At 58.2% G+C, this 14,504-nt stretch carries 16 protein-coding genes and 1 pseudogene; 9 read left to right on the top strand and 8 right to left on the bottom strand.

The window, feature by feature from the left end; genetic code table 11:
• Both NKI35_RS28030 and NKI35_RS28025 read left to right on the top strand, forming a co-directional pair.
• Positions 1 to 334 (top strand): annotated as a pseudogene (locus NKI35_RS28030) (type I secretion system permease/ATPase); the annotation flags it as partial.
• Complete coding sequence (locus tag NKI35_RS28025; protein ID WP_352741991.1) at positions 321 to 1,634, top strand: HlyD family type I secretion periplasmic adaptor subunit; 1,314 nt, start codon at positions 321 to 323, stop codon at positions 1,632 to 1,634. The pseudogene NKI35_RS28030 and the gene NKI35_RS28025, both read left to right, overlap by 14 nt.
• A 475-nt stretch (positions 1,635 to 2,109) precedes the next feature.
• Here NKI35_RS28025 and NKI35_RS28020 read toward each other — a convergent pair whose 3' ends face one another.
• From NKI35_RS28020 to NKI35_RS28005, 4 genes are read right to left on the bottom strand one after another with little or no spacing between them, the layout of a single operon-like run.
• On the bottom strand, positions 2,110 to 3,612 hold the full coding sequence (locus NKI35_RS28020) for a ThiF family adenylyltransferase (RefSeq protein ID WP_023731939.1): 1,503 nt from the start codon (positions 3,610 to 3,612) through the stop codon (positions 2,110 to 2,112).
• Positions 3,609 to 4,181, bottom strand: a complete 573-nt coding sequence (locus tag NKI35_RS28015; protein WP_155927479.1) for a Mov34/MPN/PAD-1 family protein — start codon at positions 4,179 to 4,181, stop codon at positions 3,609 to 3,611. Before NKI35_RS28015 ends, NKI35_RS28020 begins: the two co-directional genes overlap by 4 nt.
• Complete coding sequence (locus NKI35_RS28010; protein ID WP_023731941.1) at positions 4,132 to 4,653, bottom strand: hypothetical protein; 522 nt, start codon at positions 4,651 to 4,653, stop codon at positions 4,132 to 4,134. Before NKI35_RS28010 ends, NKI35_RS28015 begins: the two co-directional genes overlap by 50 nt.
• Position 4,654: 1 nt before the next feature.
• Positions 4,655 to 5,377, bottom strand: a complete 723-nt coding sequence (locus NKI35_RS28005) for a multiubiquitin domain-containing protein (RefSeq protein WP_023686066.1) — start codon at positions 5,375 to 5,377, stop codon at positions 4,655 to 4,657.
• 135 nt (positions 5,378 to 5,512) lie between these two features.
• Here NKI35_RS28005 and NKI35_RS28000 point away from each other — a divergent pair, with 135 nt between their 5' ends.
• The 7 genes from NKI35_RS28000 to NKI35_RS27970 all read left to right on the top strand — a co-directional run bounded on the left by NKI35_RS28000 (position 5,513) and on the right by NKI35_RS27970 (position 11,779).
• Positions 5,513 to 5,728 carry a ribbon-helix-helix protein, CopG family gene (locus NKI35_RS28000; RefSeq protein WP_031209255.1) on the top strand — a complete coding sequence of 72 codons (216 nt, stop codon included), beginning with the start codon at positions 5,513 to 5,515 and terminating at the stop codon, positions 5,726 to 5,728.
• A gap of 4 nt (positions 5,729 to 5,732) precedes the next feature.
• Positions 5,733 to 6,362, top strand: coding sequence for a hypothetical protein (locus tag NKI35_RS27995; protein ID WP_023808456.1), 630 nt, complete (start codon positions 5,733 to 5,735; stop codon positions 6,360 to 6,362).
• A 13-nt stretch (positions 6,363 to 6,375) separates the two neighbouring features.
• Entirely contained in the window at positions 6,376 to 6,879 is a 504-nt protein-coding gene (locus NKI35_RS27990) for a helix-turn-helix domain-containing protein (protein WP_023686069.1), read from the top strand.
• 4 nt (positions 6,880 to 6,883) lie between these two features.
• On the top strand, positions 6,884 to 7,810 hold the full coding sequence (locus NKI35_RS27985) for an ImmA/IrrE family metallo-endopeptidase (RefSeq protein WP_023731944.1): 927 nt from the start codon (positions 6,884 to 6,886) through the stop codon (positions 7,808 to 7,810).
• A 594-nt stretch (positions 7,811 to 8,404) separates the two neighbouring features.
• Positions 8,405 to 9,715: a tyrosine-type recombinase/integrase gene (locus NKI35_RS27980; protein ID WP_352638818.1), complete on the top strand. Its 1,311-nt coding sequence runs from the start codon at positions 8,405 to 8,407 to the stop codon at positions 9,713 to 9,715.
• 389 nt (positions 9,716 to 10,104) lie between these two features.
• Positions 10,105 to 11,244 carry a hypothetical protein gene (locus NKI35_RS27975; protein WP_023807836.1) on the top strand — a complete coding sequence of 380 codons (1,140 nt, stop codon included), beginning with the start codon at positions 10,105 to 10,107 and terminating at the stop codon, positions 11,242 to 11,244.
• A 34-nt stretch (positions 11,245 to 11,278) separates the two neighbouring features.
• Complete coding sequence (locus tag NKI35_RS27970) at positions 11,279 to 11,779, top strand: GNAT family N-acetyltransferase (protein ID WP_352741986.1); 501 nt, start codon at positions 11,279 to 11,281, stop codon at positions 11,777 to 11,779.
• On the opposite strand, the gene NKI35_RS27965 is transcribed toward NKI35_RS27970, so the two are convergent.
• The 4 genes from NKI35_RS27965 to NKI35_RS27950 form a co-directional block, all read right to left on the bottom strand.
• Complete coding sequence (locus NKI35_RS27965) at positions 11,773 to 12,294, bottom strand: AAA family ATPase (RefSeq protein WP_023807837.1); 522 nt, start codon at positions 12,292 to 12,294, stop codon at positions 11,773 to 11,775. The two genes, NKI35_RS27970 and NKI35_RS27965, sit on opposite strands and share 7 nt — an antisense overlap.
• Positions 12,291 to 12,707, bottom strand: coding sequence for an ASCH domain-containing protein (locus NKI35_RS27960; protein ID WP_155929864.1), 417 nt, complete (start codon positions 12,705 to 12,707; stop codon positions 12,291 to 12,293). The genes NKI35_RS27965 and NKI35_RS27960 overlap by 4 nt, the downstream gene beginning before the upstream one ends.
• Before the next feature lie 309 nt (positions 12,708 to 13,016).
• On the bottom strand, positions 13,017 to 13,265 hold the full coding sequence (locus NKI35_RS27955) for a DUF2274 domain-containing protein (RefSeq protein WP_023807838.1): 249 nt from the start codon (positions 13,263 to 13,265) through the stop codon (positions 13,017 to 13,019).
• Between the two features lie 13 nt (positions 13,266 to 13,278).
• On the bottom strand, positions 13,279 to 14,496 hold the full coding sequence (locus NKI35_RS27950) for a TraB/TrbI/VirB10 family type IV secretion system protein (protein ID WP_352741983.1): 1,218 nt from the start codon (positions 14,494 to 14,496) through the stop codon (positions 13,279 to 13,281).
• Positions 14,497 to 14,504 lie beyond the last annotated feature (8 nt).

Raw genomic sequence — 14,504 nt, 5'->3', positions numbered from 1 at the left:
ACTTTCCGCCGGGCAGCGCCAGCTTATCGGTCTTGCCCGTGCCCTTTATCGAGACCCTTTCCTTGTTGTGCTGGATGAACCCAATACCCATCTCGATGCGGAAGGCGAAGCTGCAGTCGCTAAGGCGATCGCCTCCGTGCGCGAGCGCAAGGGCATTGCGGTTGTCGTCTGCCATCAGCCGAGCGTCATCCGCGCCGTGGATTTGGTGTTGGTGATGGAAGGTGGACGGCAGCGAGCATTCGGTGCGCGTTCCAAAGTCCTGAAGGCCATCGAGTCTACACAGGATCACGTGGCAGAGCGCGCTGACATGGAGGATACCGGTGTCCGGCATTGATCAGAACAATGACGTTTCAAGCTCCATTCGCCGCCACCTGGTGGCGGGCCTTCTGGCGAGCGTGATCTTTGTGGGAGGAGCCGGAGCCTGGGCGACCTTCACGAATCTCTCCGGTGCGGTTGTAGCGTCCGGACACTTTGTCGTCGTTTCCTATGTCAAGAAGGTGCAGCACCCGACTGGCGGGGTGGTCGGAGAAATCCTGGTGCGCGAAGGGGATAAAGTAAAAGCCGGCGACATCCTCATGCGGCTCGATGCTACCCAGACGCGCGCTAATCTCGCCGTAGTCACCAAGCGGCTCGATGAGCTGGCCGCCTACCTGGCACGACTCGATGCTGAGCGTGACGATCTCGCTGAAATCGCCTTCCCGGACTGGCTACTCGCCCGAAGAGATGTTCCAGACGTAGCTTCGGCAATAGATAGCGAGACGCTGCTGTTCGAATTCCGCAGGCAATCCCGCGACGGGAAGCAGGCGCAATTGGCGGAACGCATTACTCAATATCACCACGAGATCGAAGGACTCAAGGCGCAGGAAATTGCCTGTGAAAAAATGATCGAGGTTCTCCAAAAGGAAATTGCTGTTCTAAGTGGGCTGCGCAAGAAAGGCATTGTCTCGGACCAACGGTTGAACAGCCTGAAGATCCAGGTTGCCACTTTCGGTGGCGAGCGCGGTGAGAAGATCGCAGATCAGGCACAGACGGTAGCCCGCATAGCCGAAACGCGCCTGCAGATCCCGCAGATCGATCAGGATTTCAAGTCGGAAGTCGGCCAGGAGCTCAGAGAGGTTCAGGCGCAGGTCGGGGAGTATGTTGAGCGCAAGGTGGCGGTTGAGCAGGAACTCCGGCGGATCGATATCGTCGCGCCGCAGTCAGGCGCCATTCAACAACTCGCAATTCATACGGTCGGCGGAGTGATTACGCCCGCCGATCCGATCATGCTAATCGTGCCGGAAGGCGACGATCTTGCGCTTGAAGTACGAATCACCCCGAAGGACATCGACCAAATCCAGCTTGGTCACAAGGCCGTGCTTCGGATGTCAGCCTTCAATCTGAGAACCACGCCGATATTGAACGGATATGTCAGCCGGATCGCAGCCGATCTGGCGACGGATGAAAAAAACGGCATTTCGTACTACCTGGTGCGCCTGTCGGTTCCGCAGGCGGAACTGACGAAGCTCAAGGGCCTGACGCTCGTGCCCGGTATGCCGGCCGAAGCGATGGTCGAGACGGGCGAGCGTACGGCGCTTTCCTATTTCGTGAAGCCGCTGTCGGACCAAATCAGTCGGACATTCCGGGAGGAATGAAATAACCCAGAGAAATGAGTCTTGGCCATGGTGGCGTTCCTTCGCGGGAATCAGGTGAAGTGAACAATCACCAGCCTGCCATGACCGCCCCCTCTCAGCGAATTTGCAGAACTCTCAGCACACTACCGGGACGGCCTTGTCCGGCGAGGTCATACTGCGAATGTCCCATATCGTTTCTCCTCAGGCCGCTATTGGCCAGAGCACAAACGTTCAGGAGGGGGGCCGGGAGCCGACCGTCTACTTTTGGCAACCCTTGCCTTAGAAGCCGCCGAAGAATGGATAGCGTTGAACAAGTGCAGCGCCCTCTGTGTCGCTTCACCTTGCGGTACCAAAGGTCCAGAAGGTCAGTTGTCTGTTCAGCGATGAGGGTACCGACGCGACTCTGGGGTGGCGTGCCTGCCTGGGTGGTGGCGTATCAGGGCCCAAATGTTTCGGTAGTGTCCAAGGGGACCGAGTTATCGACCGCGGCCAAGTACTAGCCGAGTTTCGCCGGAGAACCGGCCTCACGGACAACACAGCAATGCGCGCAACCGCTCCGTCGCGCAGTCACCGTTTTAGCCATCGACAAGTTCTTGAACTGGAGAATTGTCTTGGGTTGCAAGTTCACATCTGAAGACAATCCCGATGTAACTCGAAATAGGCTGGCTGCGGCCATTGTGGCGGCCGCCATGGACACGAACGAAGCCGAAAACTCCGGAGGCATCCGGTCTACGAAGCTCTTGACATCGCTTTCTCCCAACTGTCCGCATCTGGGCTCGGCAGAAGCGAGATAGGACAAGGCTGCATCAAGGTTTTCGACCTGTCCGGCCAATTCCTTCCGTCGTTCTTCCGGCGACATTGCCCGTAGGGCCGCTTCCCGGGCAGCGGCCTTGGCCCTTCCGTCGTCGGGCACGTTCCAACAGCCCAGGCATTCGGCTTGTTCGACGAGGCCGTATATCACCGCTTGAGCCCTTAAGCCGTCTGTACTTCCGCCCACGACGACGCGGGGGCACAGACCCTGGATGTCCTGACGGGACGTATTGATGTCCACGGCCGATACCACGAGTTCGTACGAGTCCCGCGCTTCCGCCAGATCGAGCTTCGGATGCAGGCCTGACCGGCTCGAGAGGATGTAATCCCGAAGCGTTCCGGAATGTTCCAAGCCCCCCAGTCCGCTGAAGGTCCTGTATCGCTCCACGGCCTCGACCTTAGGTCGGTCGAGATCGTCGAGGCCGGCCAAAAAGCACCGGTTAAGATTGGTGCCCTCGAGGTCGTGGCGGTCGTGATCGATGGTAACGAGGAATGAGCTTGCCAATTCGCTGGCGCCCAACACCTGGATGATCCCCTGACCGACGGCGCCTGCCCCGACGACATACAAAGGGGGCAAGCGCGTGTCCGATACGGCTGGACCGTCTTCCAATACTTCCCAGCGGCCGGATTCCCCCGACCACAGGGAATACGCGTCATCCCGGGCGAAGCGTCCTTTCTTCAAGCCTTTGGCGTGCTTGAAGACCTCGCCTGCTGCCAAGGCCGCTGCCAGGTATGGGCCGAGGCAATCGCGCCGGCCGAAAGAACCACCGAAGGCTCGCGGAGCGGAGCCGATCCAGGCTTTCCACCCCTCTCCCCAAACATAGATGCTCGCGCCTCCACGCATCTGACCGGTCATATCTATGGTCAAGTCCTCCACGCCATCGGGTGGAAGCACCGGTATCCGCCCGCCGTTGGCCCAGGACGCGAGGTTCTCGACGGCCTGGAAGGCATTTGCCGGACCGGCCCCGTTCGGCGTGACGACCGTCATCTCGCCTTTTACCGCGACCCGGATCGAACCGACCAAGCCATGCAGCCTAGCCAGTAGATTGACGAGACAGACCAGAAGGTGTTGGCGATTGACTGCCCCTGATACGTCGCCGGCACGAATGAGGATCGTTTTAGGCGACGCGACGTCCCCCAAACCATCCAACGGTCGGGAATGACGATCCCCCAATGCCAAGCCACTCATCGGAAATCCCTTCTGTCCACTGCCGGTGCGGCGATCACCTCAAGGCGGCCATGGACCTGCCCTGGGGATAGCATGTGCCAATAATCGTTCTGCCACTCGTGCACGCCGATGCCTTGCGGCCAGGGCGCGGCCGGGACGCCGTATATCGGGAATACGAGCGAAAGAATCCGGCGGCTCGAAATCATGCGGTCATCATATCGCGAGTGTTCCGTGCCCATGCCGGGATGGCTGTGAATCTGAGCCAAGGGCTTCCACCCTTCGGGCAGATCGCGCACCATTTCGCTGATCGCATCCGGCTCCACATGATAGTTTCCGGGCATAGATCGCTGCGTGGGCGCCCGGACCGATCGCACAAGGGCGGTATCGCCGTCCCGCTCGCCGTACCAGAAAACACACGATTCCCGGCGGCCTGCGCGCTGAAGCAGTTCGCTTGTCGCCGAAATCGCAGTCGGAGGTAAGCGAAGGACGGATCCGATCGGCACATAGGGCCCGGGTGCCGGGTCGCGCCACAATAGGTATTCATCCTGCATGACGATCGAATCTTCCCGAATAGTGGTTGCGGAAAGCACGTTCGATCGCCACCAACGTATGATTAAAGGTATCGCCCGTGCGCCAGAGGGTGGTGTCTTCGCCGCCGTGATTGACGTCGTAGTATTCGAACACAGCGGAACAGCACACGAGCTGGATCTTTTGCCCGCTGGGGTTCTGGTAAGCCGGATGGACGTGGACCTCCGGCGAGGTCAGTTGGGGCAGATGGTGCTGTTCGGCTAGGCCGGCGTAGTCAAGGGTCGCCGGATTGACGAACCTGGCGCTGGGCGGCCAGTCCGAACCGGCAAGAAAATCGAGCCGGAGAAGATACTCTTCGGTATTTCCGCCGAAAGTGCCGCGCATGGGGACAAGCAGCGTCCGGTCCGATGGCCGGCTCCAGCCGAGCTCTTCTATCGTCTGGCCCCTGAAGGACAGCACCCGCGGCAAGTGCTGGCCTAGCACTTGCGTGCCTGCCTGCAGGTCAATGGTGGGCCGGACGCCATGCGATGCCATTTCAGGCCCCCCCGGTCCTGGCCGCGATCTCGAACTTCTTGTCGCACAAACCTTCCTGCTGGGCCGTCTCGAGAGGAAGGCCGAGGTGGTCCATCAGGCTCACTGTCCCGACGTCCGTCTCGGCCTGGAACACGTCACGCTCGTTGCGCATGACGTCGAGCTCCTCGTAGGCCCGGTCCCAGATCGACTGCAGAGTAGTACCGGACTCGACCTTGAAGCGCACCGTTTCCAGTTCACCCAGGTGCTTGACGCGCACCGTCTGCTTCTTTGGCCCCGCAAGCTTGCCCGCCTTGAAGCTTTCGACGCCATCTTCATCCAGGTCGATGACGTCGTCTTCATCGAGGGGAAAGTCGGGCTCGTCCGTCTTTTCCAGATAGATGCTCTTGTCGGCAGCCACGCCCTTCAGCTTGCGCAAGGTTCCGGCCGTGATGAAGCGCGCGGGCCAATCCAGGGGGCCGCCGGCGAAGGCAAGCCGGTAGGATCGGTCGCTCAGGGCGACGATAAACCGCTGTCCGTCGGACAAGGGCACGGATTCGCGGCTGCGGACGTCCTCAAGTTCGCCGTTGTCCCGCATCTGCAGGACATAGCTGTAATCGTCGGACGAAAACCCCGCGGCGAGGGCGATCTGGTCCCCTGAGGGGGTCTGGTCATTTACGGGAACCGCGCGGAACACCAGGTCGGTGCCGGCGATATGGATGCTGCGAATGGGATCGCTGTCGTTCATTCGGTTTCTCCTGCGTCTCGATATCACATCAAATAGTAGCTATTTCTTAGCTAGTCAATACGTGATCTGTAGCTATTAATTGTTGACTAGCCTCGTGGATAATGATATGAACGCGCGACCGTCAAGGAGGACCCTATGGTTGAAAAACGTACGATGACGCTGAATTTGAGTTCGCAGGAGATGGATCTGGTCGATCGCCTCGCCGATGAAAAAGGTTTGTCCAAGACCGCCCTAGTCCGACAGGCCCTCAGGCTCTACCAATCCATCACGGACAGAATAGAACGCGGCGAGAAGGTATTCTTCGAACACCCTTCCACCAAGGAAAAGGCCGAGCTCATGATGCTGAACTGAAGCCATGTCGGGTAGCCTCATCGGTACCTACGACCTGTTAGACCGTCGGACCGGCAAGTTCACGGAATCCCATCTCCTCAGCCCCGCGGATGCCGGCAATGTCGCCGATATAGACGGCTCGTGGCGCCCGCTCATGGAAGCCAGGATTGCGGAACTGAAAGCCGCCGGCCAATACAACCTGCAATTCCTCGGCGATAACGACATCCAGGACGCTCATTGGCGATGGTCCGAGAAAGTCGACATGGCGTCAAACCGGCTTGACCGGCAGTCGTTCGCGATCGTGGCGGAAGGTGCCACACAGGGCCTGATGCTCGTGACGACTGCAGGTTTTGCCAAAGAACCCTCGCAACGCGGCAAGCCGCTGGTCACGGTGGACCTGCTAGCTACCGCGCCTTGGAACAGACCGCGTTTCGATGCGTCCCCTCGTTTCAAGGGCGTGGGGCGCATCATGATGGTTGCCGCGATCAGCTTGAGTGTTCAAGAGGAATTCAGGGGACGGGTAGGCCTGCACGCCTTGCCACAGGCCGAAGCTTGGTATCGAGATGTGGTTGGAATGACCGACCTGGAAATCGACGACACGCGCATGCGCTACTTTGAGATGACCGAAGCACAAGCGCGCGCCTTCCTCACTTAAACAGAAGGAGCAGATGATGGAGATGCTTATCTCACGCGACTGGCTCCGGCGAAAGATCGAGTCCGATCCGGATACGGACCATGACGCGGGATGGCCGTTGGAAGCCATCGACAATATAGGGATGTTCCTGCCGTCCGAACTTGTGTCGGACGCGGGCAACGTGGTCGAAATGAAGCACGCCTTCGGGGTCTTCATACGCCAGTTGAGACGACGCGACCAATTGTCGGTTGAAACCTTGGGCGCAAAGGCGCGGGTGGAGGCCGCCGAGATCAGGTTGATCGAACGGGACCCCAACTACAAACCCAGGCCGAGGACCGTTCACCAGTTGGCCGAGTTTTTTAGGATGCCGCCACGAGCGCTGATGAAGCTCTCTGGCGCTACGGTTACTAGAGACGAGGTCCTGCAGGAAGAGGCCCAGAAGTTCGCGGCTAAGTCCGATGATTTGTCCAAGCTCAGTAAGCACGAGCAACAGGTCTTGGACAGTTTCGTCAAGTTTCTGGTGCTGGGGCAGAAATGAACCGATGATGGAGGGGACGGTCGGAGCATATGAGGCGGACGACATCCGAGGACTCGTTGACAGGATTCTCCGCGAACTCGGCAATCCCGAACCGCCCCTCCGTCTCCCGGAGGTCCGGCAGTTGCTCGCGCTAGACCTCAAGTACTATAGCTTGTCCAATCCGACGCTCCTGCAGGAAGTCGCGCATAGGATGAAGGTGGCGGGCAAGCAGGTTATCGCCCGTCCGACCATTCTGATCGACGTGATCAAGAAGGCCAACCTCTCCGCCTTATGGATACCCGACGGCAATCGCATCCTGATCGACCAACAGGTTCCCGACGCGAAGAAACGATGGATCGAGGCCCATGAGGTTGGGCATAGTTTCATTCCCTGGCACAAGGATTTCCTGTTCGGCGACGATCAGTACACGCTCGATCCGAACTGCCACGCCAATGTGGAGGCGGAGGCTAATTTCGCCGCCGCACGCTTGCTGTTCCTCCAGGACCGTTTCGCGTGCGAGGCTCGCGACGTCGAGATTACCTTCAAGTCCATCCAGAATCTGGCCAAGCGCTACGGCAATACGATAACCACCACGTTATGGCGCACGGTCGAGGAGCGGGATGGCGAAACGCCGGCATTCGGGATGGTCAGCGCCCATCCGCACCACGACGATATCGGCCGCGACCCCGGCGGCAAGGACGTGCGATACTTCATCCGCTCACCCGCGTTCAGGACGCGGTTTCCGGGGATCACTCAGGAATTCTGTTGGAACTTTCTCAGGGCCAGTGCCGGCCGGGCTAGGAGAGGTCCGATTTTCGACGGAACCGTCGTGTTGACGGACGCGAACGGAGTCCGACACGAGTTCGCGATCGAATGCTTCTGCAACCACCACGCGATCCTGACTTATGCCGTACACAGGCGCCCGGCTCCGTTGATAACACCGGTTAAGTGATACCGCTGCGGCGCTAATAAGCTCGCCCGGCTACGTCCGCTGGTCAGGGAACGGAAGCTTCCAGGCTTAAGCTGCGTGAACGAACGGCCGATACCAGGGCGCATTAGGGTCGCAGGCGGCCATCGTTTTCATTGAGTCGTCTTGGCCAGCCGTGGTCTTCACTTGACCCCCCCGCATGATGATAAATAACCAAGAAGGATCTAGACCGAACCGGAAAAGACAAGGCGCAGGTGCGAGGCATTGAGAGAAATATCAGGAACCGAACCAATCCACAGAAATATTTTGTTGGTATTTCTGTTGGTAGCAGATGCGGCCAACCTTCGCATAAGTCTCTGAAACGAAAACGGGATTTTCTCCACTTGGATTCCGCCTCTGGGCACCATCCCCTCTTCTCCCGACACTCCGTTTAGCCGAACCGTCTACGCTGCAGCTTCTGCAAGCGGCTGGAATTATTGATCTTTTGCTGTCGCATTGCGCAATTAGGCGTGACAGAGAGCGCTTCGGGCGCATTTGATCCAACGAGGCGGGGGGATGGTATTTCCGTTGGTATTCGACATCCTGATGGTATCGAAACAGCCAAGGGAGACCTGACGAATGGCCCTATCCGACGTGAAATGTCGAAACGCCCGCCCTGCTTCCAAACTCGCGAAATTGTCTGACGGGGGCGGGCTGCAGCTATGGGTACAGCCCACGGGCTCTCGCCTCTGGCGGCTCGCCTACCGCTTTGACGGCAAGCAGAAACTGCTCGCGCTGGGCAGCTATCCCCTTATCTCTCTCGCCGAGGCACGGGAGGCGCGCGATGATGCTAAAAGGCTCCTGCTAGCTGGCGTCGACCCTGGAAAGGAACGCAGCTTGCGGAAGGCCGATTCGGCAAAGGACTCCTTTCGCTCAATCGCGGACGAATATGTTGACAAGCTGAAGAAGGAGGGACGTGCCGACCGGACGATCAGCAAGGTCAAATGGCTGCTCGACTTTGCCTATCCGATAATCGGCGACAAGTGCATTCGGGAGATCGAGCCGGCCAGCATCCTTACCGCCCTCCGTCGCGTGGAGGTTCGCGGTCGATATGAGTCGGCCAGGCGACTGCGCTCCACCATCGGCAGCGTGTTTCGATACGCGATCGCGACCGCACGCGCCGAGACAGATCCGACCTTCGCCCTCAGAGGCGCACTCATCAGTCCGAAGGTAACGTCTCGCGCCGCGATTACCGATCCGAAGGCCTTGGGCGGTTTGCTGAGGGCGATCCATGCATTTGACGGACAGCCTACAACCCGAGCCGGTCTGAAGCTGATAGCGCTGCTGTTTCCCCGCCCAGGCGAGCTCCGCGCCGCTGAATGGGAAGAGTTCGATTTTGAAAGCTCGGTGTGGACGATCCCTGAAGCACGCATGAAAATGCGACGGCCGCACCGCATACCCCTATCAAAGCAAGCGATCAGCGTCCTGACTTCACTGAGAGAAATCTCTGGTGATGGATCGCTGCTGTTTCCTAGTGTTCGATCGGCTTCGCGTCCGATTTCCGACAATACCCTTAACGCCGCACTGCGTCGTATGGGTTACAGCAAGGAAGAAGCTACCGCGCATGGTTTTCGAGCAACGGCATCAACTCTGCTGAACGAATGCGGCAAGTGGCATCCGGACGCCATAGAGCGACAGCTGGCCCACATTGAGAACAACGACGTTCGGCGCGCATACGCCCGAGCAGAGCACTGGGAAGAGCGCGTGAGGATGATGCAATGGTGGGCCGATTATCTGGATGAACTCGAGAGCAAAACGCCGCGGGTGATCTCAATCGGGAGACGCGGCAAGCCTGCTGTCTATACACCGTCGCGACCGTCCACTTTGAACCCAACAGCGACCGTTCATCAAACGCCGATACCAATCCCCAACCGACGAAAATCATTCTGACGCTCGAAAAAAAGCCAGAACTGTACGGGAGGGAGAATTTTTTCTTAAGAGAAGGCTATACGATGGCAGTTGGTTCGCCAGTTCGTGTTTCTCGTACGTTCTCACTTGGGCGGCGAACCGCACGGCCTAAAAAGTAATGATGATAGATTTCAAAACGCCCTTGGCATCGGGCAGGGCCGTCGTGTTCGCCAACGATAGGCCACCCAGTGGTGCCAGTCCGCGCGTGCTGATTGGAGACCGCCGCGTCACGTTTTATGGCCGCTTTTGTCCCTTTTGCTGGCGGTCGAGGCAAATGCATAAGTACATGGCGGAAAAGTTAGTGAACTTGTGATTTGTTTTGCAGAGTTGGCGGTGCGCGTCACACAACAAAAACGGGCTATAGGGATGAAATGCGGGGCAGTATCGCGATTTGGCATGACACGCTTGCAGACGACGCCAACGGCTATGCGCCACGCGTCGAGGTCCACATTAACATATGGAAGGGCGAGAGGCGCTCGGCCAAGAGGCGCTTTCATCTCTTGGATATCGGCTTTCGCTTCCAGGAAATGAGATCGCTCCGGACGCTGTCGATCAGCCTCCCTTTCGAGATTCAGTCCGACCATATTTTCGACCTGTTCGATGTGATGCACGACTCATCGACGTTATCCGCAATCTTCAATGAAACGCTGTCGGCAGGGGAGGTCCAAGAGAACGGCAAAACGTTCGCGGCGCTCAACGAACCGAAGAAGGTGCAATTCTATGTTTCACGCTGCTCAAGAGATGACCGAAGTCTGACCACAATCGGGAAAGGAGGTGACGCCGGCTCTGTAATCATGCTCCGCGATCAATTTTTTGACCGAATGCGGGCCAAAATCGGCGATCAGTATATTCGTCTCCGAATAAGAGTCCCCTTCCACATCATGAACGGATTCGTTTCTGAAGTCGACGCCAAGGACTCTGCTTTCCTGAGCACGATCTCCACCAGCGAAATCGTCGAATTCCGTCTAAACGAGCGGCGCAATTTTTCGGCCGCAATCCTGGAACGATTGAGCGGCGGGGCAGATCTGATCGATGTGTCTGCTGTTCATTATTTTCTGATCAGGGATATGACCGTGGAAATGACACAATCCCATACTGGCTTCAAAAAAATGCGTCGGCTGGAACCCGAAATCTGGGAACGGTATCTCCGAGATGAACCGCAATTCAACGCACAGAACATGATAATCTATCATTGGAGCTCGGTCGCCCCGCCTCAATCTACGGTCGACAGCTTCACCGCGCTCGCGACTTTTCGTGCTTACTACACTGGCCGCCTCTGGATTTACGCACTGGTTGTTGTTGCACTGGGTGCAATGGGAAGTGCATCGCAAGCAGGCTTGGCGGCCCTGGTTGGAATGCTGTGGGAGATTAAGGACCCGTGGCAGGCTGCTGCCGTCAACGCTGCGATCTTTTTCTTCCTGGTCTTTTTGCTCTTTTTTATCGTCCGATTTGGCCGACGGTGGTCAAATCCACTCGAATGGGTTATCGGATTTTTCAGCGCCCGCCGTTAAGGTGGGGTTCACGAATCATGCGGGGAGCGTGCCTATGATAAACGAGCCAGGCTTCGCAAACATCCTTTCTGGGCCCGTTGCTCAGCCGAACATGCCCACCGATCCATGCACGATTTATGATTGGCTGGTGCGGGCTGGCGTTCACGGGTTTTACCCGAATTTTCGGCCGTGGTTTTTCGGCAGGGTCATTCCAGGGCTCCACAGCGGGGAGCGCCATATCGTAACCACATATGTTGAAGGCGCGCTTGCTGGCGTAGCCATTTGCAAGCGCTCAGAGGCGGAGCACAAGCTCTGCACGCTTTGGGTCGAGCCTGCCTTGCGCGAGCGTGGAGTTGCGAAATCGTTGGCTCGCTATGCATTTGACTGGCTCGATTCCGACCGCCCGCTTTTCACCGTGCCCGAAGAGCGGATCGCAGAGTTTGCCGGGCTACTCCGCGTGTGGAGTTTTTCGGCACCCAGAACTTATCCGAGCCTTTATCGATCAAATCGAGTCGAGTATGTCTTCAACGGACCTGTCGGGATTTCTGGTCAATGATCGAACGACAACCGGCTTTCGAGCGTCCACCTAAACTCATCGAGCGTCGGAGCCTCCAGTGCTACCAGTGGGGTGCCAAGCCGAATTGCAAGCCGTTCGCAGGCAGCTTGCTCTAACGCGGTAAGCGCAGCGATCTCGGCTGTGGTCGCAAAGTTCGCGCCGGGCACCCTCCGCGCTAAGATCTGTTCTGGACCATCCAGGATATGGATCAAAAGGTCCGGCGCGATTTCGTCGAAGAACGAGTCCGGAACAAGCAGTGGCCCCTCTAGCGTCTCGACCAATGCATGGCCATCAACAATCTGATGCCTCTTTGATCGGGGATACGCCGATAGAGCTTCTGCCGCCATGCGTTGGTTGGTGAGCCCATCTGCGAGTGTAGCGACTGGCAGGATGCCGCCAGCCGCCCTCAAGAGCTGACTGATGCTGGCATACTCTAGCTCCGGGATATGCTCGGCAGCGTGCAGAGAGCGGGTCGTCTTACCCGATTTTGAAAGCCCCGCGACGAAAACTCTCATGGGCGTGTTCCAATCGCATTGACCAATCGAGGTGATGCATAGCCCCAAGACTGGGGGGCCGTGAAGCTGAAGTCGTGGCGTAAACGGTCCAGGCGCCAATCTTTGACTAGAGGCAGGTGTCGAAGAATTTCGATACCAAAACCGGCGTCTCGGTCTTGGAAGTATGTTGCGAAGTGGCGCTCATCAACGCATGATGCCTTGCCATGCACGCGCCAAAGTTCCTCGACCGGAAGTTCATGAATCGCGCCCATTTGTAGGATTGCGGTAAGCCTGCAATTCGGCGACGATTCGTAGAGGTACGCGTCAGAACCGGCAAGATAGCGAGGGAAGCGCCGCCTTAGCTCGATCGTTTTTTCGCCAGAGCGAATTAGTGCAGCCCATTTGGGCTGAATGCTCAAAACGACCGTTCGCATGTGAGCTTTCCTGAACCGAATCCTTAATTGCACATAGGCGTGGTAGTCGCTAGTGCGCAACGCGCTCGGCAGCTACTAAGCAAAATGAATGATGTGTTGGGTGCAGATTGACCATTCCTCAACGGCAGACATGGCAACGGTTGCTCGTCACCGAAATCCTGCAGAGCGGATCCCGCTTGCAAGCCGTGTCTGTGGCAGCGCTAAAATGTCAACTCACGCAGAACTTGAGATTGCCTCCTGAGTGCCGTGTCGGCAGAGCAATCGAACTTGAACAATCGGTGTGCTTTACTTGGATTGTGAACCTGGGTGCTACCGCTTTTTCTCTGGCATGTCGACGGCCGGCAGACCTTCCTTTCTGGCCTTGGCAAACGCCCGGTCGCCTTCCAGGAACCCGACCAGCATAAAGGGGATCAGTTCAGCCACGGTTTCGGACTCGCCATAGATCTGACGGTAAAGTGCGGCATAGTCGTTGAGTGCTTGGCTCAAGTCGGCGCCAACGGTGATAGTGATCTTCGAAGGTGTCCGGTCCGGAAGTTTTCCGAGTTTCAGATTAGCCATGAATTCCTCCTGTTCACCCAGTGTATGGCCGCAACACGAGGTCCTTGTGCACGATGACGCGCAACGGCCAACCAGGGCGGACGGTGATCGTGGGCTGGATGTTCAGGTTCTTTTCAGTGATGCGCTGACCAGCTTGACTGACATTCTGCTGGGTTGATTCACGGATCGCCTTGACCAGATCGCTTTCATTTTCCCCAAAGCTCAATTCGGTGCCCGCGCCCAGCAAGGTGGCGAGCGCAATGCCCTTGATCAGCTGCCAGGTGTGGAAATCCACCTTGTCCTCAAGCCCCGCAAAACCAGCGGTGTCCGTCGCGGGCAGATTGTCAATTTCGATTGATGTTCCGTCCGGCATCACAATGCGCTGCCAGACCAGCAGAGCGCGCCTTTGTCCGAAGGCGACAACGCTGTCATAGGTGCCGATCAGGCGAGAGCCTTGAGGGATCAGCAGGATGCTGCCTGTGACGCTGTCATGCACATTCTCGGTAACCTGCGCGACGACGAGGCCGGGCAAGTCCGAATTGATGCCGGTGATCAGGCTTGCCGCAATCACACTGCCGGCCATGATCTGATTGGGCGAGGCCGGCGTCTGCAATGCATGCGGATTGTAGATCCCGCTTGTGTTCCGCTGGCTGATAAAATCGAGCTTGCGCTGTTGGTTGTTCTGGTCGCCCTCGGCCGGTGCCACGGAAGCTCTCATACGCTCGGCATCGGATTGGGCCGGCAGCGTTTCAAGCGGCGGGCGTGCTCCTTGCCCATTACCGGCGGCGTCCATTTGCCGAGAGCGGATTTCGATGCGGAAGAGGACTTGCGACTCTCGCGCCTCGATCGCCTGCTGAGCAAGACGCTGCTCTTCGGCGGAAACATCCTGCCCTGGCGCAATACCGAGCTGGCGCTGGTGTTCCAGGATAGGGCGGCCGAGATCGCCGGGCAGCGGCGGCCCAAGCACTGGGACCTTCGGCTTGATCCCGGAATAGTCTTTGGGGAGCGCCTCGAGTCCCTCGGCGGTCGGGTTGCGGTCGGTGCTGTAAAGCTCTTCAGCCTGCTGCTTCAGGCGCAGTGCCGGCCCCTGCAGCGCCATCATCGTGACGCCAAAGATGGTGCCGGAGCCAACAGCTGCGATCGCGACGATTATGCCGCGCTTGAAGCGCACGGCCCGGCGCGGTGAGGCCCGCAGCTGCAGCTGTTCGGGATCGAGTTTGGGCGGAACATTGGGGCGGGACGTGTCGGTCATGAGCCTCC

It is taken from the genome of Mesorhizobium sp. M0676, from assembly GCF_040320535.1.
Lineage (GTDB): Bacteria > Pseudomonadota > Alphaproteobacteria > Rhizobiales > Rhizobiaceae > Mesorhizobium.
The sequence above is the reverse complement of the archived record's forward strand: the minus strand, read 5'-3'. Positions and strand labels throughout refer to the sequence as shown.